Origin of the sequence: Streptomyces sp. NPDC005266, from assembly GCF_040607655.1 — a bacterium.
In the GTDB taxonomy this organism is placed as follows: domain Bacteria; phylum Actinomycetota; class Actinomycetes; order Streptomycetales; family Streptomycetaceae; genus Streptomyces.
Genome location: NZ_JBEXHC010000008.1, coordinates 123,749 through 141,385, shown reverse-complemented (window position 1 = coordinate 141,385; position 17,637 = coordinate 123,749). Strand labels below are relative to the sequence as shown.

Annotated in this window: 17 protein-coding genes; 14 read left to right on the top strand and 3 right to left on the bottom strand. The window is 71.4% G+C overall.

Going from position 1 to position 17,637, the window contains the following annotated elements; genetic code table 11:
• Window positions 1-564: 564 nt before the first annotated feature.
• On the bottom strand, window positions 565-726 hold the full coding sequence (locus ABZU99_RS17850) for a helix-turn-helix transcriptional regulator (RefSeq protein ID WP_355953053.1): 162 nt from the start codon (window positions 724-726) through the stop codon (window positions 565-567).
• A gap of 74 nt (window positions 727-800) precedes the next feature.
• Here ABZU99_RS17850 and ABZU99_RS17845 point away from each other — a divergent pair, with 74 nt between their 5' ends.
• From ABZU99_RS17845 to ABZU99_RS17790, 12 genes are all read left to right on the top strand, one after another.
• Window positions 801-1,334 carry a GNAT family N-acetyltransferase gene (locus ABZU99_RS17845; RefSeq protein WP_356044846.1) on the top strand — a complete coding sequence of 178 codons (534 nt, stop codon included), beginning with the start codon at window positions 801-803 and terminating at the stop codon, window positions 1,332-1,334.
• Between the two features lie 92 nt (window positions 1,335-1,426).
• On the top strand, window positions 1,427-1,510 hold the full coding sequence (locus ABZU99_RS17840; RefSeq protein WP_355954497.1) for a putative leader peptide: 84 nt from the start codon (window positions 1,427-1,429) through the stop codon (window positions 1,508-1,510).
• A gap of 221 nt (window positions 1,511-1,731) precedes the next feature.
• Window positions 1,732-3,426, top strand: coding sequence for a nitrite/sulfite reductase (locus ABZU99_RS17835; protein WP_355954480.1), 1,695 nt, complete (start codon window positions 1,732-1,734; stop codon window positions 3,424-3,426).
• A 112-nt stretch (window positions 3,427-3,538) separates the two neighbouring features.
• Complete coding sequence (locus ABZU99_RS17830) at window positions 3,539-3,739, top strand: hypothetical protein (protein ID WP_355954477.1); 201 nt, start codon at window positions 3,539-3,541, stop codon at window positions 3,737-3,739.
• On the top strand, window positions 3,736-4,446 hold the full coding sequence (locus ABZU99_RS17825) for a phosphoadenylyl-sulfate reductase (RefSeq protein WP_355954474.1): 711 nt from the start codon (window positions 3,736-3,738) through the stop codon (window positions 4,444-4,446). The genes ABZU99_RS17830 and ABZU99_RS17825 overlap by 4 nt, the downstream gene beginning before the upstream one ends.
• Window positions 4,446-5,018, top strand: coding sequence for an adenylyl-sulfate kinase (cysC, locus tag ABZU99_RS17820; protein WP_356044898.1), 573 nt, complete (start codon window positions 4,446-4,448; stop codon window positions 5,016-5,018). The genes ABZU99_RS17825 and cysC overlap by 1 nt, the downstream gene beginning before the upstream one ends.
• Entirely contained in the window at window positions 5,015-5,974 is a 960-nt protein-coding gene (gene cysD / locus ABZU99_RS17815; protein WP_355954471.1) for a sulfate adenylyltransferase subunit CysD, read from the top strand. Before cysC ends, cysD begins: the two co-directional genes overlap by 4 nt.
• A 2-nt stretch (window positions 5,975-5,976) precedes the next feature.
• A complete protein-coding gene (locus tag ABZU99_RS17810) occupies window positions 5,977-7,344 on the top strand; it encodes a GTP-binding protein (protein WP_356044851.1) in 1,368 nt (455 codons plus the stop codon).
• A gap of 285 nt (window positions 7,345-7,629) precedes the next feature.
• On the top strand, window positions 7,630-8,724 hold the full coding sequence (locus ABZU99_RS17805) for an aliphatic sulfonate ABC transporter substrate-binding protein (RefSeq protein WP_355954492.1): 1,095 nt from the start codon (window positions 7,630-7,632) through the stop codon (window positions 8,722-8,724).
• Between the two features lie 81 nt (window positions 8,725-8,805).
• Window positions 8,806-9,624 carry an ABC transporter ATP-binding protein gene (locus ABZU99_RS17800; RefSeq protein WP_355954465.1) on the top strand — a complete coding sequence of 273 codons (819 nt, stop codon included), beginning with the start codon at window positions 8,806-8,808 and terminating at the stop codon, window positions 9,622-9,624.
• Window positions 9,611-10,540, top strand: a complete 930-nt coding sequence (locus ABZU99_RS17795) for an ABC transporter permease (protein ID WP_356044854.1) — start codon at window positions 9,611-9,613, stop codon at window positions 10,538-10,540. The genes ABZU99_RS17800 and ABZU99_RS17795 overlap by 14 nt, the downstream gene beginning before the upstream one ends.
• Before the next feature lie 12 nt (window positions 10,541-10,552).
• Window positions 10,553-11,314, top strand: coding sequence for a sirohydrochlorin chelatase (locus ABZU99_RS17790; protein WP_356044856.1), 762 nt, complete (start codon window positions 10,553-10,555; stop codon window positions 11,312-11,314).
• Between the two features lie 71 nt (window positions 11,315-11,385).
• On the opposite strand, the gene ABZU99_RS17785 is transcribed toward ABZU99_RS17790, so the two are convergent.
• Entirely contained in the window at window positions 11,386-12,111 is a 726-nt protein-coding gene (locus ABZU99_RS17785; protein WP_355954456.1) for a hypothetical protein, read from the bottom strand.
• A gap of 115 nt (window positions 12,112-12,226) precedes the next feature.
• On the opposite strand from ABZU99_RS17785, the gene ABZU99_RS17780 reads away from it, so the two are divergent.
• Window positions 12,227-13,795, top strand: coding sequence for a phosphodiester glycosidase family protein (locus ABZU99_RS17780; protein WP_356044858.1), 1,569 nt, complete (start codon window positions 12,227-12,229; stop codon window positions 13,793-13,795).
• A 42-nt stretch (window positions 13,796-13,837) separates the two neighbouring features.
• On the opposite strand, the gene ABZU99_RS17775 is transcribed toward ABZU99_RS17780, so the two are convergent.
• Window positions 13,838-14,464 (bottom strand): disulfide bond formation protein DsbA, encoded by a 627-nt coding sequence (locus tag ABZU99_RS17775; protein WP_355954450.1) that lies wholly within the window; start codon window positions 14,462-14,464, stop codon window positions 13,838-13,840.
• Window positions 14,465-15,083: 619 nt separating this feature from the next.
• On the opposite strand from ABZU99_RS17775, the gene ABZU99_RS17770 reads away from it, so the two are divergent.
• Window positions 15,084-17,363 (top strand): MMPL family transporter, encoded by a 2,280-nt coding sequence (locus ABZU99_RS17770; RefSeq protein WP_356044860.1) that lies wholly within the window; start codon window positions 15,084-15,086, stop codon window positions 17,361-17,363.
• Window positions 17,364-17,637: the final 274 nt, after the last annotated feature.

The following is a 17,637-nucleotide window of genomic DNA, read 5'->3' as shown; positions in this document are numbered from 1 at the left end:
GCAGGGCCAGGCGCAGGACCGGACGCAGGACCGGACGCAGGGACGGGCGCGGCACCGGACGCAGGACCGGACGAGGGGCCGGGCGCAGGGACGGGCGCACGACCGGGCGCAGCACCGGGCGAGGACCAGGCGCAGGGACGGGCGCAGGGCCAGGCGCAGGGACGGGCGCGCGACCGGGCGCAGGGCCCGACGCAGGGACGGGCGCGGCACCGGGCGCAGCACCGGGCGCAGGACCCGACGCAGCACCGGACGCAGCACCGGACGCAGCACCGGACGAGGGGCCGGGCGCAGGGACGGGCGCAGGGCCCGACGAGGGGCCGGGCGCGGGGACGGGCGCGGGCCGCGGCCCGGCCGACGGCTCCGGTTCCTGGCGGGGCGAAGACTCCGGTCCGGCTCCCGGACCGGAGGACGGCTCCGGCTCCGCGGGCGGCAGGGCGGGCACGGTCCCCGGCCCGCCCGGCGGACCCGGGCTCCGCTTGCGCTCCGCGTCGGCCAGGACCCACCGCCGGTGCGGCTCCAGCAGTTCCTCGCTGCCGGCCTCGCACACCTTCCCGAACCGCACGATCACCTCGTGCTCGCCGGGAACGCTCGCCCCGAGCAGTAGCGGTGCAGCGCCGAGCCGCTCACCCCGCTGCGGGCCGCCAGCGCCGCGCGGCTGCGGCCCGTCCTCCGTTCGAGCTCGCGCAGCAGTTCCGCGAACTCGTGCACATCCCCGGTCCCGGCCACCCCGACCCCGCTCTCCCCGCCGTGAGCGCTACCGACAGCAGCCAGTGAACGATGGCCCGTGGTTATCTGTCCACATGAGCATCACAGTGACCACCTGGTCCTTGGAGCAGACTTCGTCCTCGGACCTCGGGCCGGCCCGGGAGCCGGACGCCGCAGCAGGGGTGACGGTCGTACGGGCCGAGGTGCCGAGCCCCGAGTTCAGTCGCTTCCTCTACACGGCGGTGGGCTCCGACGTCTCGTGGACGGATCGGCTCGAGTGGTCACGTAAGCAGTGGGAGGGGTATCTGGCGCGGCCGGGCGTGGAGACCTGGGTCGCGTACGAGCGCGGTACCCCGGCCGGGTACATCGAGCTGGAGAGCCAGGCCGAGGGCGTGGTCGAGATCGTCTATTTCGGGCTGCTGCCGGCCTTCCGCGGCCGTCGCATCGGCGGGCACCTGCTGACCTGGGGTATCCGCCGGGCCTGGGATCTGGCCGAGCGCCGGCCCGCCCTGCCCCCGACCAAGCGGGTGTGGGTGCACACCTGCAGCAAGGACGGGCCGTATGCCCTGGACAACTACCGCCGCCGGGGATTTCGGGTCTTTGACGTCAAGACCGAGACGGAGGCGTGACCGACGCCACAGTGTCTCGTCATGCGAGACGAAGTCGTCCGGATAGTGGATAGTGGTGGACTCTCCGGAGACCACCATGCCACGCTTCCCTCATGTCTCGAGCTGGAATTGCCTTGGTGAGTCGACGCCACGTCGACCTCGGCCGCATGTCCAGCGCGATCTGTCCGGTGGGCTGACCCGCAACTCAAGGGCCCCGAGGGCCCCGGGCAGCAGCACCACCGCAATCTCCCGCCGCCCCCGACGACGTGGGCGAGCGCGCACGCCTTGACGCCTCCCCCGCCGCACCACCGCACCGGTATCCGCCGCAGCGCCGTGCCCGCCTGCATATACGCAGTTCAGAGGGGGCGCGCGAGCACCACCCGCCGCACCAGAGCCGCTCAGAAGGACACACACCGCCATGGCCGCCACCCCGGAACGCGCAGCAGCAACGCCCCGCCGTAAGGCCGGACGCCACCGCGGCGAAGGCCAGTGGGCCGCGGGGCACTTCACCCCCCTCAACGGCAACGAGCAGTTCAAGAAGGACGATGACGGTCTCAATGTGCGGACACGCATTGAGACGATCTACGCCCAGCGCGGATTCGACTCCATCGACGGCGCCGACCTGCGCGGCCGGATGCGCTGGTGGGGCCTCTACACCCAGCGCAAGGCCGGGATCGACGGCGGCAAGACCGCCATCCTGGAGCCGGAGGAGCTGGACGACGACCACTTCATGATGCGCGTGCGGGTGGACGGCGGACGGCTGACCACCGAGCAGCTGCGCGTCATCGGCGAGGTCTCCCAGGAGTTCGCGCGCGGTACGGCGGACATCACCGACCGGCAGAACATCCAGTACCACTGGATCCGGATCGAGGACGTGCCCGAGATCTGGAAGCGTCTGGAGGCCGTCGGGCTGTCCACCACCGAGGCGTGCGGTGACACCCCCCGGGTGATCCTCGGCTCCCCGGTCGCCGGGATCGCCGAGGACGAGATCATCGACGGCACGTCCGCCATTGAGGAGATCCATCGCCGCTTCATCGGCAGCAAGGAGTTCTCCAACCTGCCGCGCAAGTTCAAGACGGCGGTCTCCGGCTCCCCGCTGCTCGATGTCGCCCATGAGATCAACGACGTCGCGTTCGTCGGCGTCAACCACCCCGAGCACGGCCCCGGCTTCGACCTGTGGGTCGGCGGCGGGCTCGCCACCAACCCGAAGATCGGTGTCCGGCTCGGCGCCTGGGTCCCGCTGGACGAGGTCCCCGAGGTCTGGGCCGGGGTCATCGGCATCTTCCGCGACTACGGCTACCGGCGGCTGCGCAACCGCGCCCGGCTGAAGTTCCTGGTCGCCGACTGGGGCGCGGAGAAGTTCCGTCAGGTGCTGGAGGACGAGTACCTGAGGCGCGAGCTGACCGACGGCCCGGCGCCCGAGCAGCCCGTCGAGCAGTGGCGCGACCACATCGGCGTCCACCGCCAGCGCGACGGCCGCTTCTACATCGGCTTCGCCCCGCGCGTCGGCCGGGTGGACGGGGCGACCATCACCAAGATCGCCGAGCTGGCCGAGGCCCATGGCTCCGGGCGGCTGCGGACCACCGTCGAGCAGAAGATGATCGTGCTCGATGTCGAGCAGGACCGGGTGGACTCGCTGGTCGCGGGGCTTGAGGCGCTGGACCTCCAGGTCAAGCCGTCCCCGTTCCGGCGCGGCACGATGGCCTGCACGGGCATCGAGTTCTGCAAGCTCGCCATCGTCGAGACCAAGGCGCGCGGCTCCTCGCTCATCGATGAGCTGGAGCGCCGGCTGCCCGAGTTCGACCAGCCGATCACCATCAACATCAACGGCTGCCCGAACGCCTGCGCCCGTATCCAGGTGGCGGACATCGGTCTCAAGGGCCAGCTGGTCAGGGACGACGACGGCAACCAGGTCGAGGGCTACCAGGTGCACCTGGGCGGCACGCTGGGCCTGAAGCCCTCCTTCGGCCGCAAGGTGCGCGGCCTGAAGGTCACCGCCGCCGAGCTCCCCGACTACATCGAGCGAGTGCTGCGCCGCTTCCAGAAGGAGCGCGAGGACGGCGAGCAGTTCGCCACCTGGGCCGCACGGGCGGATGAGGGGGCTCTTCAGTGAGCGACGCACGCGCGGCCGCCGGGTCGCGGACGACCCCGACAGCCACACCTCTGCGCCGCGCGGGCGGAAGTGACATCAGCCGCTGCCGCGGCGGGGCGAACAAGGAGGCGCGATGAGCGAGCGAGCGGCGCCGTTCTACTGCCCCTACTGCGGGGACGAGGACCTGCGGCCCTCCGAGGAGGAGGGGCTCCGCGGGCACGGCGCAGCGTGGGAATGCGCGTCCTGCAATCGCGCGTTCCGCCTGTCGTTCCTCGGGCTGCTGGCCAACGGCCTGCGGCGCGACCAAGCCGGAGAAGGGGGCACAGAGATATGACCCAGCTTCAGCAGACAGACGGGCAAACGGCCCTGGAAGCGCTCGCCGAGCAGGCGGGCCGCGATCTGGAGGACGCCTCGGCGCTGGACATCCTGCGCTGGGCGGCCGACACCTTCGGGCCGCGGTTCTGCGTCACCTCCTCGATGGAGGACGCGGTGGTGGCCCATCTCGCCTCCCGCGCCTTCCCCGGCGTCGATGTGGTCTTCCTCGACACCGGCTACCACTTCCCCGAGACCATCGGCACCCGGGACGCGGTGGCGGCCGTGATGGACGTCAACGTCATCACCCTCACCCCCCGCCAGACCGTGGCCGAGCAGGACGCCGAGTACGGCCCCAGGCTGCACGACCGCGACCCCGATCTGTGCTGCGCGCTGCGCAAGGTCCAGCCCCTCGAGGAGGGGCTGCGGGCGTACGACGCCTGGGCGACCGGGCTGCGCCGCGACGAGTCCCCGACCCGGGCGAACACCCCGGTCGTCGGCTGGGACGCCAAGCGGCGGAAGGTGAAGGTCTCGCCGATCGCCCGCTGGACGCAGGCGGACGTGGACGCCTACATCAGCGAACACGGTGTGCTCACCAACCCCCTGCTGATGGACGGCTACCCGTCGGTCGGCTGTGCCCCCTGCACCCGCCGGGTGCTGGAGGGCGAGGACGTCCGGTCCGGACGCTGGGCGGGAAGCAACAAGACCGAATGCGGGCTGCACGGCTGATGGCTGTCGACCAGGAGAACGAGATGAGCGCGCCCACGACCACCGGTGCCACGGTGTGGCTGACCGGCCTTCCGAGCGCGGGGAAGACGACGATCGCCTACGCACTGGCCGAGCGGCTGCGCGGCGAGGGGCACCGGGTGGAGGTGCTCGACGGGGACGAGATCCGCGAGTTCCTCTCCTCGGGGCTCGGCTTCTCCCGCGAGGACCGGCACACCAACGTCCAGCGGATCGGCTTCGTCGCCGAGCTGCTCGCCTCCAACGGCGTCAAGGTCCTGGTGCCGGTCATCGCCCCGTACGCGGACAGCCGCGAGGCGGTGCGCAAGCGCCACCAGAAGGAGGGCACCCCGTATCTGGAGGTGCATGTCGCCACTCCGGTCGAGGTGTGCTCGCAGCGGGATGTGAAGGGGCTCTACGCCAAGCAGGCGGCCGGTAAAATCTCCGGGCTCACCGGGGTCGACGACCCGTACGAGGCGCCGGCCGATCCCGATCTGCGCATCGAGGCCCATGAGCAGGGCGTACAGGAATCGGCGGCCGCGTTGCGGGCGCTGCTGAGTGAGAGGGGACTGGCGTGACAACCGCGACCGCGATCAACGGCAACGGCCCCGGGTCCAACGCGGACGAGAGCGACAGCCTCTACGCACTCTCGCACCTGGACGCGCTGGAGTCCGAGGCGGTGCACATCTTCCGCGAGGTGGCGGGCGAGTTCGAGCGGCCGGTGATCCTGTTCTCCGGCGGCAAGGACTCCATCGTCATGCTGCATCTGGCGCTCAAGGCGTTCGCCCCGGCGGCGGTGCCCTTCTCCCTGCTGCACGTGGACACCGGGCACAACTTCCCCGAGGTCATCGAGTACCGGGACCGCACGGTCGCCGAGCACGGGCTGCGGCTGCATGTCGCCTCCGTCCAGGAGTTCATCGACAACGGCCGGCTGCGCGAGCGCCCGGACGGCACCCGCAATCCGCTGCAGACCGTTCCGCTGCTGGACGCCATCGAGAAGAACCGCTTCGACGCGGTCTTCGGCGGTGGCCGCCGGGATGAGGAGAAGGCCCGGGCCAAGGAGCGGGTGTTCTCCCTGCGCGACGAGTTCGGCGGCTGGGACCCGCGCCGGCAGCGCCCCGAGCTGTGGCAGCTCTACAACGGCCGCCACTCCCCCGGTGAGCACGTCCGCGTCTTCCCGCTCTCCAACTGGACCGAGCTGGACGTCTGGCAGTACATAGCCCGCGAGAAGATCGAGCTTCCGCAGATCTACTACGCGCATGAGCGCGAGGTCTTCCGGCGCGGCGGCATGTGGCTGGCGCCCGGTGAGTGGGGCGGCCCGAAGGACGGCGAGACCGTGGAGCGGCGCCTGGTGCGCTACCGCACGGTCGGCGACATGTCCTGCACCGGTGCCGTCGAGTCGGACGCGGTGACGATCGAGCAGGTCATCGATGAGATCGCCGCCTCCCGGCTGACCGAGCGGGGCGCGACGCGCGCCGACGACAAGCTGTCGGAGGCCGCGATGGAGGACCGTAAGCGCGAGGGGTACTTCTAGCCATGACAAGCAACATCAGTGCCGAGGTCCAGGCCGCCGCGGCCGCCGTCGAGCAGTCGGCTGCCACCTCGCAGCTGCGTTTCGCCACCGCGGGCTCGGTCGACGACGGCAAGTCCACCCTGGTGGGGCGGCTGCTGCATGACTCCAAGTCGGTCCTGGCCGATCAGCTGGAGGCGGTGGAGCACGCCTCGCGCAGCCGTGGCCAGGAGGCCCCGGATCTGGCGCTGCTGACGGACGGGCTGCGCGCGGAGCGCGAGCAGGGCATCACCATCGATGTCGCCTACCGCTACTTCGCCACCCCGCGGCGGCGGTTCATCCTCGCCGACACGCCCGGCCATGTGCAGTACACCCGCAACATGGTGACCGGCGCCTCCACCGCCGAGCTCGCGGTCGTCCTGGTGGACGCGCGCAACGGCGTGGTGGAGCAGACCCGGCGCCATGCGGCGGTCGCCGCGCTGCTGCGGGTCCCGCATGTCGTGCTCGCCGTCAACAAGATGGACCTGGTCGACTACGCGGAGCCCGTCTTCGCCGCGATCGCCGAGGAGTTCACGACCTACGCGGCCTCGCTGGGCGTTCCCGAGATCACCGCGATCCCGATCTCGGCACTCGCCGGGGACAACGTGGTGACCCCGTCGTCCAACATGGACTGGTACGGCGGCCCGACCGTCCTGGAGCACTTGGAGACCGTGCCGGTCGGCACCGATCCGTCCCAGGACCCGGCGCGCTTCCCGGTGCAGTACGTGATCCGTCCGCAGACCGCCGAGCACCCCGACTACCGTGGCTACGCCGGCCAGATCGCCTCCGGTGTGCTGCGCGTCGGGGACGCCGTCACGGTGCTGCCGTCCGGCCGTACGAGCACCATCGCCGGGATCGACGCGCTGGGCGCGCCGGTGGATGTGGCGTGGGCTCCGCAGTCGGTGACCGTCACGCTCGCCGACGACCTGGACATCTCGCGCGGCGATCTGATCGCCCCGAGCGCACATGCCCCGGCCACCACCCAGGACATCGAGGCGACCGTCTGCCATCTGCACGACCGTCCGCTTCGGGTCGGAGACCGGGTGCTGCTCAAGCACACCACCCGCACGGTGAAGGCCATCGTCAAGGACATCCCGTCCCGGCTGACGCTGGCCGATCTGTCGCACCACCCCACGCCGGGTGAGCTGGCCGCCAACGAGATCGGCCGGGTCGTCGTCCGGACGTCCGAGCCGCTGGCGCTGGACGCGTACGACGCGTCGCGCCGCACCGGGTCCTTCCTGCTGATCGACCCGACCGACGGCACCACGCTGACGGCGGGCATGGCGGGCGACTCCTTCGCGGCACCCGCCGCGGTCGAGGAGGCCGGGCAGGACGACGAGGGATGGGATTTCTGATCATGGCCGGTGAGGTGTTCTCGACCTTCGCGAAGGAGGGCGGCCGCGTGGGCAGCGGCGCCCGGGGCAGCGGCCAGGGAGGGGTCGGGCGATGTGTGTGCTGATGCCGCGGTCCGTCCCTGCTCCTGCCGCTTGCCGTAGCCGAAGATCCGACTGAACCGCCGGGCGCCCCAAGGCTGTCCCGGCCCTCCGAGAGGAACACCTCCCGTGTCGTCTGCCGACCGCCTCACCGCCGCTCCCGCGGCCGCCGCCCGACCAGCCGCCCACCCGCGCCGCCGTACCCGTCTGATAGCGGCCGCCGCCGTCCTCCCGCTGCTCATCGGCGCGCTGGGCGCCTGCGGTTACGGCTCGCACAAGAAGAATGACGACCAGGGCGCGTCCGCCCTTCCCGCCGCCGGCGGCAAGAAGATCGACGGCCTCGACAAGGTGAAGATCGGCTACTTCGCCAACCTCACGCACGCCACCGCCCTGGTGGGGCTGCGCAAAGGCGGTCAGGTCCAGCAGGCGCTGGGCGGGACGAAGGTCCAGCCGTTCGTCTTCAACGCCGGCCCCTCGGAGATCGAGGCGCTCAACGCGGGCTCCATCGACATCGGCTGGATCGGCCCGTCGCCGTCGATCAACGGCTATGTGAAGTCGCACGGCGAGAACCTCAAGATCATTTCCGGGTCGGTCTCCGGCGGTGTCAAGCTCGTCGTCAACCCGAAGAAGATCAAGACGCTGGACGACGTCAAGGGCAAGAAGATCGCCACCCCGCAGCTGGGCAACACCCAGGACGTGGCGTTCCTCAACTGGATCGCGAGCAAGGGCTGGAAGGTCGACGCCCAGAGCGGCAAGGGCGATGTCTCGGTGGTCCGCAGCGACAACAAGGTGACGCCCGACGCCTACAAGTCCGGCGCCATCGACGGTGCGTGGGTGCCCGAGCCCACCGCGTCCAAGCTGGTCGCCGAGGGCGGCAAGACGCTGCTGGACGAGTCCTCCCTGTGGCCGGACAAGAAGTTCGTGATCACCAACCTGATCGTCAAGCAGTCGTTCCTGAAGGAGCACCCGAAGGTCGTCGAGGCCGTGCTGCGCGGCTCAGTGAAGACCAATGCCTGGATCAAGGCCCACCCCGACCAGGCGAAGGAATCGGCCAACGCCGCGCTCAAGGCGGAGACCGGCAAGGCGCTCCCGCCCGAGGTGATCGACCCGGCATGGAAGTCCATCCAGGTCACCGACGACCCGCTGGCCTCGACGCTGAACACCGAGGCGGACCACGCGGTCAAGGCGGGGCTGCTGGAGAAGCCCGACCTCAAGGGCATCTACGACCTGAGCCTGCTCAACAAGGTCCTCAAGGCCGAGGGCAAGCCGCCCGTCCCGGCCGCCGGCCTCGGCAAGCAGTAGCCGCCCGCCCGCTTCCGCACGCTCTTCCGTACGCAACGGCATGCATGGTTCGCACGTACGCACCCATCAGGAGGTGACCGGATGTCCCCGGCACTGACCACCGAGAAAGCCGACAGGGCGGGCACCGTCGCGGCAGACGCGGCAGACCCGTCATCCGGAGCGGTCCGGATCGACCACGTCCACAAGGCGTTCGGCCGGCCCGGAGCCGCCCAGCCCGTCCTCGACGACATCAATCTCGACGTGCGGCCCGGGGAGTTCGTCTGCCTGCTCGGGGCCTCCGGCTGCGGCAAGTCGACGCTGCTCAATCTGATCGCCGGACTGGACAAACCGTCCGCCGGGGCCATCGAGGTCCCCGGCAGCCGACCGGCCCTGATGTTCCAGGAGCACGCGCTGTTCCCGTGGCTGACCGCGGGCAAGAACATCGAGCTGGCGCTGCGGCTGCGGGGCGTACCGCGCGCCGAGCGCCGCCCCGAGGCGGAGCGGCTGCTGGAGCTGGTGCGGCTCGGTGGCTCCCACGGCAAGCGGGTGCACGAGCTCTCCGGCGGTATGCGGCAGCGCGTGGCGCTCGCCCGCGCGCTCGCGCAGGACTCCAGTGTGCTGCTGATGGACGAGCCGTTCGCCGCGCTCGACGCCATCACCCGCGATGTGCTGCACGGCGAGCTGACCCGGATCTGGAGCGAGACGGGTGTCTCCGTCCTGTTCGTGACGCACAACGTGCGCGAGGCCGTCCGGCTGGCCCAGCGCGTGGTGCTGCTCTCCTCCCGCCCGGGGCGGGTCGTCCGCGAGTGGGTGGTGGACATCCCGCAGCCGCGCCGGATCGAGGACGCGGCCGTCGCCGACCTGTCCATAGAGATCACCGAAGAACTGCGTGGGGAGATCCGCCGTCATGGCCAGCAGTAAGACCACCGGCGCCACGGCCGACAGGGATACCGACGGCGGGAGGAGGACCACCGCCGCACAGGACCTCGAGGGCCTGGAGGCGGGCCTCGACGCCCTGGAGACGGTGCAGATCAAGCGCACCTCCCCGGCCGAGGTGCTGATTCACAAGGTGCTGCCGCCCATCGTGGCCGTCGCGGTGGTGGTGGTTGTCTGGAAGGTGCTGGTCTGGGCGCAGGTCACCGACGACTACAAGCTCCCCGACCCGAGCCTGGTCTGGGACTCGCTGCGTCAGCTGTGGCTCCAGGGCGAACTGCTCGACATCATCTGGACGAGCGTCTCGCGCGGGCTGCTCGGCTTCCTCATCGCGCTGGCGATCGCGACCCCGCTGGGTCTGATCGTGGCGCGGGTGCAGTTCATCCGCGCCGCCCTCGGCCCGATCCTCTCCGGCCTCCAGTCGCTGCCCTCGGTCGCCTGGGTCCCGCCCGCGGTCATCTGGCTGGGTCTCAACGACCAGATGATGTACACCGTCATCCTGCTCGGCGCGGTCCCCTCCATCGCCAACGGGCTGGTCGCCGGCATCGACCAGGTCCCCCCGCTCTTCCTGCGGGCCGGCCGCACCCTCGGCGCCCGGGGCCTCGTCAGCGCACGGCACATCCTGCTGCCCGCCGCGCTGCCCGGCTACGTCGCCGGGCTCAAGCAGGGCTGGGCGTTCTCCTGGCGCTCGCTGATGGCCGCCGAGATCATCGCCAAGTCCCCCGACCTCGGGCTCGGACTCGGCCAGTACCTGGAGAACCAGCGCAACAACTCCGACATGGCCGGCGTGCTGCTCGGCATCGTCCTCATCCTCGTCGTCGGCATCGCCATCGAGCTGCTGATCTTCGCCCCCATCGAGCGGCGGGTGCTGCGCAGCCGCGGCCTGCTGGCAAGCGCCCGCTGAACGGATAGACCCATGTCTGACCCGACTGCCCCGACCCTGCTGATCATCGCTCACGGCAGCCGCGACCCCCGCCACGCGGCGACCGTCGACGCGCTCTGTGCGCGGGTGCGGTCGCTGCGGCCGGAGCTGCGGGTCGAGCCGTCCTTCCTGGACTTCAACGCGCCGCGCGTGGGCCGGATCCTCAACCGTCTCGCAGACGAGGGCGCGACCGACGTCATCGCCCTCCCCCTCCTGCTGACCCGCGCCTTCCACGCGAAGGCCGACATCCCGGCGGTCCTCGGCGAGGCGAGGGCCCGCCACCCCCGACTGGCCCTCCGCCAGGCGGAGGTCCTGGGCCCGTCCCCACTGCTGACCCAGGCCCTCGAACGCCGCCTGTACGAGGCCGGGCTGCGCCCCGCCGACCGACGCTCGACCGGGGTGGTCCTGGCCTCGGCGGGCTCCACCGACCCGGAGGCGATCGCGGTGATCGCTGAAATCGCGCGGGAGTGGCGGCACACCGGATGGTGCGCCGTGCGACCCGCGTTCGCCTCCGCCTCCCTCCCCCGCACCGAGGACGCCGTCCGCGCCCTGCGCGCGGAAGGCGTCGCCCACGTGGCCGTGGCCCCGTACGTCCTCGCCCCCGGCCGCCTCCCCGACCGCATCGCGGCCGGGGCCCGGGCGGGCGGCGCGCACATACTGGCCGACGTCCTGGGCCCGGCCCCGGAACTGGCCCGGCTGCTACTGGACCGCTACGACGAGGCGCGGGTGGCGGAGCCGGTGCCGCTGAGCGCCTGAGCGCACCGCCGTTCTCCCCGCCGTTCGCCCCGCTCCGGCCCGCGGTGGACGTACCGCCTCACGGAGAAGGGCTACACCAGGGTGTCCAGGCCCTTGTGGCCGATGCCCGGCGCGTTGAGCGCCAGCCAGCCGTAGCCGCGCATCCGCGTACCGGAACCGAGCTCCGTGGGATCGACGGACAGCCGGCCGCACGCGTAGGCCGCACGCGCCGTGCCCTCGTTCGGCTCGGCCTCGTCGTACCCCGGGTCGAAGTCCTCGTCGTCGACGCGCAGGTCCTCCCACGGCAGCGGCTCGCCGACCCACTCGGGTGAGCCCTCCGCCGCGTAACGCCGCCGGATGCGCCCCTTCTCGGCCACGACCCATATGTCCGCCCCGGCCGCCGGGTCCTGGAAAAACATCTGCGCCTCGCCGCAGTGCTCGCTCAGCCGCTCGACCGCTCCCATCCACTCGTCCCAGTCCTCACCGACCACATCGACGAGGTTGCCGAAGACCAGCCGCCAGCCGTCCAGCTCGGGCGTGATGAAGACGGGCAACGCGTCCCGGCGCCACGGAAGGTCCTCCACATCGGCGCCCTCCTCCAACGTGGCCGGAAACCGGTCGTGCAACCCGAGCGCCTCGAAGACCCCCTCGTACCCCGCGCCGGGCACCGCGTACCACCAGCCGCGGCAATCGAGCGGAAAGGGCTCCTCGCCAATGGCCTTGATCCGCGCGCGGCGCTCCAGCACCTTCCGGTCGCGGGCGTCGAGGCGGTCGATCAGTCCGGCGCCGAGGAGTTCGCGGAGCCTGTCGTATGTCATGACCGATGACCCTAGTCGGCTCGCACAGGTATCCCCCCGGCAGTTCACCGCACCTTCCGCCGGGCGTCCCGCATCTGTGCCGGTGCGGACGCGCGGGGGCGCTGAACTGCGTCTCATGCGCAACGAACGGAGCCGCAATGAACGGAGCACCGCCCGCCGGGGCGTCCGCGTCCGGAGGGGGATCATCCCGGTGGCCGCCGCCGTCCTGACGGTCGTCAATCCGCTGGCGCAGGCGGCGCCGGATGGCCGCTCCTGGACGACGGAGACGGTGGCGCCCGGGGTGCAGGTGCGGACCGGCGTGCTGGGGGACGCGGACGCCAGGCCGAGCTGGACGGTCACGGCGCAGGGCCCCGGCTCGGCGCCCCTGGGCGACCGGCCGTGGGCGGACACCATGGCGGGGCGGTTGCGCGACGCGGGGTTCACGCCCCGGGTCGAGCGCGTGGTGTGGCCGGATTACGCGGATACGCCGCGCGGCACGATGGGGTGGCGGGTGCGGGTGGGCTCCTACGGCTCCTCGGAGGAGGCGCAGAGCGCGCGTCAGAAGATCAGCGCCAAGGGGTTCAAGGCCGCGGCGGAGTGGACCGGTTACGACGCCCAGCAGCCGGCCGACCGCGAGAGCGTCCATGTGGCCGTGATCGACCCGGCCCGGTTCACCGGCACGGTCGAGGGCACCCATGACGCGAGCGTCGCGGACCGCGAGAAGACCTCCTCGGTCGCCGCGAAGCTCCGCGCCCTGGTGGCGGTCAACGGCGGCTTCTTCGTCACCTCGGACGCGGACGGCGTCCAGGGCACGATGGCCGGAATCGCCGCGTACAAGGGCGAGTTGGAGTCGATGGCCGCCGGTTCGCGCGCCGCGCTGATCCTCGCGGACGGCGGCCGGCACGCCCGGATCGCCGATCTGACCAGCGCGGTCACCGCGCGGGCCGGATCGTCCACGTACGCGGTGCAGGGGGTCAACCGGGTGCCCGGCAAGGTGCGCAACTGCGGCCGCCCCGGCGGGACTCCGACCGAGCGGCCCCGTCAGGATGTGACCTGCGCCGAGACCGACGACCTGGTGAAGTTCACCCCGAGGTTCCGTGCGGAGCTGCCCACCGGGCCCGGCACCCAGGTCGTGCTCGACGCGGCCGGACGAGTGGTCGCCACCGGCCCGCGCGGCGGCACGGTCCCGGCCGGCGGTTCGGTGCTCCAGGGCATCGGCACGGCATCCGACTGGCTGACGGCCCACGGCCGGAAGGGCGAGCGCATCACGCTGAAGGAGACCGTCCGCGACACCGCAGGCCGCCAGGTCCGGCTCGACTCCGACGACGGCATCGTCAGCGCCGCCCCGACCCTGGTGAAGGACGGCCGTATCGCTATCGACGCCGCCACCGAGGGCACCCTCGACCCCCGGGACCTCTCCTTCGGCTACGCCTGGTCGAACGTACGCCAGCCCCGCACCATGGCCGGCCTCGACAAGCAGGGCCGACTGATCCTGGCCACCGTGGACGGCCGCCGCCCGGGCGTCAGCGAGGGCTTCACCCTGGAGGAAGCCGCCCGCTTCATACGCTCCCTGGGCGCGGTCCAGGCCCTCAACCTGGACGGCGGCGGCTCCAGCGCCATGGCCGTACGGGGCAGGCTCGCCACCACCCCCTCGGACGCGACGGGCGAACGCGCGGTGGGCGACACGGTGCAGGTGCTGCCGTAGCCGCGCGATCGCCCGGGCCGCGCCACCGGCCGTACGACGGGGTCAGCTGAAGTCGAGGTCGCCGGTGCGAGTGCGCTTCAGCTCGAAGAAGTCCGGATATCCGGCAAGCAGCCGGGCGCCGTCGAAGATGCGGACGGCGTCCTCGCCGCGGGGGATCGAGGAGAGCACCGGGCCGAAGAAGGCGACACCGTCGACATGGAGGGTGGGAGTGCCCACGTCCTCACCGACCGGGTCCATGCCCTCGTGGTGGCTCTTGCGCAGGGCGTCGTCGTACTCGGTGGAGGTCGCCGCCGAGGCGAGCTCGGCGGGGAGGCCGACCTCGGCCAGCGCCTCAGCGATGACGGCCTCGCGGTCCTTGTTGCCCTCGTTGTGGAGGCGCGTTCCCATGGCCGTGTACAGATCGCGCAGCACTTCCTCGCCGTGGTGCTGGGCGGCGGCGATGCAGACGCGGACCGGGCCCCAGCCCTTGGAGATCAGGTCCCGGTACCGCTCGGGCAGGTCCTCTCGGTTCTCGTTGAGGACCGACAGGCTCATCACCCGGAAGCGCAGATCGATGTCCCGGTGGCGCTCGACCTCCAGGATCCAGCGCGAGGAGATCCAGGCGAACGGACAGACGGGATCGAAGTAGAAGTCGACTTTGGTCGTGGCAGTGGTGTCATGCATCGTCATGACGATGAGCCTAATCACCCACTGGCCCGGAGCCGGGGGCCGCTTCGCCCTCTACAGCCTGGGCCACTTCCGGCTAGTGCTGTGACCGGGAGGTTCGCCGGCTTGGTGCTTGTGGTCCTCGTGCCGGTTGGCTGGTCCCACATCCGGAGGGAGACACCTACCGCGAGCTTGCCACGGTCACGGGCATGAAGTCCGTCCACGTGGCCGGGGAGTTCGCCGTCGACCTGGATGGTGGCGCGCTGCTCGGCGACCTGGCGTGCCATTACGAGAGATCCTCCTCGTGCGGTTGTGGGGGGTAATCGCACCAAGTGCGAAAGCACGGAGGATTATTGGGGGATCACTCGGGGCTGTGACGAAACCCCTGTCGGATGCGCAACGGTCAATTCAAGATCCTCGCCCATGTGTGACACAGGCAACGTTCTTCGCAACGGTGATCAAGCCAAGTCGCGTTACTTGTAAGGGGCCTGAATCGGCCGGGGTAGGGATGTCCCCCCTCCCTGGGTTGGAGAGACCCTCCGGCCTGTTCACCGGTCAGCAGGATGGGGCACCGCACCCCCGCGGCCTAGCGTCGTCCCGGGGGTGGTGGAGAGGGTCCGCCGCCACGGGAAAAGGGGATGTCGTGGCGGACACGGGCCACTTGGAGAGGCCGCGCGGGATAGCCGCCCGCGCGGGCAGTTGGAGCGCACGGCACCGGTGGACGGCGGTCGGGGGCTGGGTGCTGCTGGTCATCCTCGCGCTGGCCGTCGGGTCGATGGCGGGCCGGGTGGATGTGGCGGACAGCGAGCAGGTTCCCGGCGAGGCCGGGCGCGTCTCGAAGATTCTCGACGAGGCGGGCATCGACCAGCCGGCCGGGGAGACCGTGCTGGTTCAGGCAAAGGGCGCCGGGGCCACGGTGGATGACCCGGCCTTCCGCCAGGCGGTGGAGACGGTGATCGGCGCGGTGCGCGGCACCGGCCAGGTCACCAAGGTGACCTCCCCTTACGACACGAAGACGATCTCCGCCGACAAGCGGTCCGCGCTGGTGCAGTTCGAGATGCGCGGCGACGCCGAGAAGGCGTCGGACCATATCCAGCCGGTGCTGGACGCGGTCGGCAAGGCGCAGGACCGTCACACGGGTCTGCGGATCGAGGAGTTCGGCGACGCGAGCGGCCAGAAGGCGTTCGACGACGCGTTCGGTGACGACTTCGCGCAGGCCGAGTACTCGGCGCTGCCGGTCGCCCTCGGCATTCTGCTGATCGCCTTCGGCGCGCTGGTCGCCGCGCTGCTGCCGGTGGCGCTCGCGATGACCGCCTTCCTGGCCACCACCGGCCTGGTGGCGGTGGTCAGCCACTGGGTGCACATGAGCGACACCGCCAACTCCGTGATGCTGCTGGTGGGTCTGGCCGTCGGCGTCGACTACTGCCTGTTCTATCTGCGCCGGGAGCGCGAGGAGCGCGCCGCGGGGCGGGACGCGCAGACGGCGCTGCGGATCGCGGCGGCCACCTCCGGCCGGGCCATCCTGGTCTCGGGCGTCACGGTGATCGTGGCGATGGCGGGCATGCTCTTCACGGGGATCGCGGAGTTCAAGGCGATGGGGCTCGCCACCCTGATGGTGGTGGCCATCGCCATGGTCGGCTCGGTGACGGTACTGCCCGCGCTGCTCTCGCTGCTCGGCGAGCGGGTCGAGAAGGGGCGGGTGCCGTTCCTGGCACGGGCCAAGCGCGAGGGAGGTGGCGAGAGCCGGATCTGGCGCGCGGTGCTCGGCACGGTGCTGCGCCGGCCCAAGCTCTCGGTGGCGCTCGCGGGCGGTGCGCTGATCGCGATCGCTGTCCCCGCCGTGGGGATGAACACCGCGAACCTCACCCTGGACCAGGAGTTCGGCGACCGGCTGCCGATCGTGGCGGCGTACCAGCACATGGACGACGCGTTCCCCGGCGGGCCCGACCCGGCCAGGGTCGTGGTGAGGGCCGATGACATCGACGCCGCGCCGGTACGCGACGCCATCGCCCGCTTCCGTACCGAGGCCGTGGCGAAGGGCGCCTCCAAGGGCCCGGTGAAGGTGGCCTTCCACGAGAGGCAGAACCTGGCCGTCATCGAGGTCCCGCTGACCGGCGGCTCCGACGAGGCCAAGGCCGAGAAGAGCCTGAACGTCCTGCGGGACGAGGTGCGCCCGGCGACGCTCGGCACGGTGGACGGCGTGGACGCGCCCATCGGCGGCTCCACCGCCTCCTCCAAGGACTTCAACGACAAGCTCGGCTCGGCGGTCACACCGGTCTTCGCCTTCGTCGTCGTCTTCGCCTTCCTGCTGATGCTGATGTCCTTCCGGTCACTGACCATCGCCGTGACCTCGATCGTGCTCAACCTGCTGTCCGTGGGCGCCGCGTACGGCATCCTCACCGCGGTCTTCCAGCACGGCTGGGGCGCGGGACTGGTCGGCGCGGAGGGCGTGGGCGCGATCGTGTCCTGGCTGCCGCTGTTCCTCTTCGTGATCCTGTTCGGGCTGAGCATGGACTACCACGTCTTCGTGGTCTCCCGGATCCGGGAGGCGCGGCTGGCCGGGCGTACCACCAAGGACGCGGTGGTGCACGGCGTCGTCACCACGGCGGGCGTGGTGACCAGCGCCGCCGTCATCATGGTCGCGGTCTTCGCGATCTTCGGAACGCTGTCGATGCAGTCCATGAAGCAGATGGGGGTGGGGCTCGCGGCAGCGGTGCTCATCGACGCCACGATCATTCGCGGGGTACTGCTCCCGGCCGTGATGTCGCTGCTCGGGGAGCGCAACTGGTATCTGCCGGCGTGGCTGCGGTGGCTGCCCGATCTGACGCATGACGATGCGGACCCCGGACAGCCGACGGCCGTTCCGGCGGGGCCGGCCCGCCGGCCGGACGCGGACGACCGGCCCCGGCACGCCAGGGTCTGACCGCTCCCGCTCGTCACGTTCCGTCCGTTCCGTCCGTCAACCGGTCGCGTGGTCTTGGGGCCACGCGGCCGGTTCGTCGTGTGGCCGGTCTGTGGGGTGGCCGGTTCACGCTGTCGCCGAACGCGGCTCCAGGCGGTAGCCGTCGCCCCCGCGCCGGACCAGGCCGCCGGTCGGCGGCGGGAAGTGGGTGCCGGGCGGGGGCGGGGTGACGGACGAGATCATCAAGGGCTCCTTCGCACTCCGTCCAGGCGCCACCCTGCTCGCCCGGCCATAC

What these genes read in the sequence shown, in the direction of transcription:
- ABZU99_RS17775 (WP_355954450.1), bottom strand. Translation starts at nt 14,464, where the DNA reads ATGACGATGCATGACACCACTGCCACGACCAAAGTCGACTTCTACTTC.
- ABZU99_RS17800 (WP_355954465.1), top strand. Translation starts at nt 8,806, where the DNA reads ATGTCCCCGGCACTGACCACCGAGAAAGCCGACAGGGCGGGCACCGTC.
- ABZU99_RS17835 (WP_355954480.1), top strand. Translation starts at nt 1,732, where the DNA reads ATGGCCGCCACCCCGGAACGCGCAGCAGCAACGCCCCGCCGTAAGGCC.
- ABZU99_RS17785 (WP_355954456.1), bottom strand. Translation starts at nt 12,111, where the DNA reads ATGACATACGACAGGCTCCGCGAACTCCTCGGCGCCGGACTGATCGAC.
- ABZU99_RS17825 (WP_355954474.1), top strand. Translation starts at nt 3,736, where the DNA reads ATGACCCAGCTTCAGCAGACAGACGGGCAAACGGCCCTGGAAGCGCTC.
- ABZU99_RS17795 (WP_356044854.1), top strand. Translation starts at nt 9,611, where the DNA reads ATGGCCAGCAGTAAGACCACCGGCGCCACGGCCGACAGGGATACCGAC.
- ABZU99_RS17845 (WP_356044846.1), top strand. Translation starts at nt 801, where the DNA reads ATGAGCATCACAGTGACCACCTGGTCCTTGGAGCAGACTTCGTCCTCG.
- ABZU99_RS17790 (WP_356044856.1), top strand. Translation starts at nt 10,553, where the DNA reads ATGTCTGACCCGACTGCCCCGACCCTGCTGATCATCGCTCACGGCAGC.
- ABZU99_RS17830 (WP_355954477.1), top strand. Translation starts at nt 3,539, where the DNA reads ATGAGCGAGCGAGCGGCGCCGTTCTACTGCCCCTACTGCGGGGACGAG.
- ABZU99_RS17810 (WP_356044851.1), top strand. Translation starts at nt 5,977, where the DNA reads ATGACAAGCAACATCAGTGCCGAGGTCCAGGCCGCCGCGGCCGCCGTC.
- cysC (WP_356044898.1), top strand. Translation starts at nt 4,446, where the DNA reads ATGGCTGTCGACCAGGAGAACGAGATGAGCGCGCCCACGACCACCGGT.
- ABZU99_RS17840 (WP_355954497.1), top strand. Translation starts at nt 1,427, where the DNA reads ATGTCTCGAGCTGGAATTGCCTTGGTGAGTCGACGCCACGTCGACCTC.
- ABZU99_RS17780 (WP_356044858.1), top strand. Translation starts at nt 12,227, where the DNA reads ATGCGCAACGAACGGAGCCGCAATGAACGGAGCACCGCCCGCCGGGGC.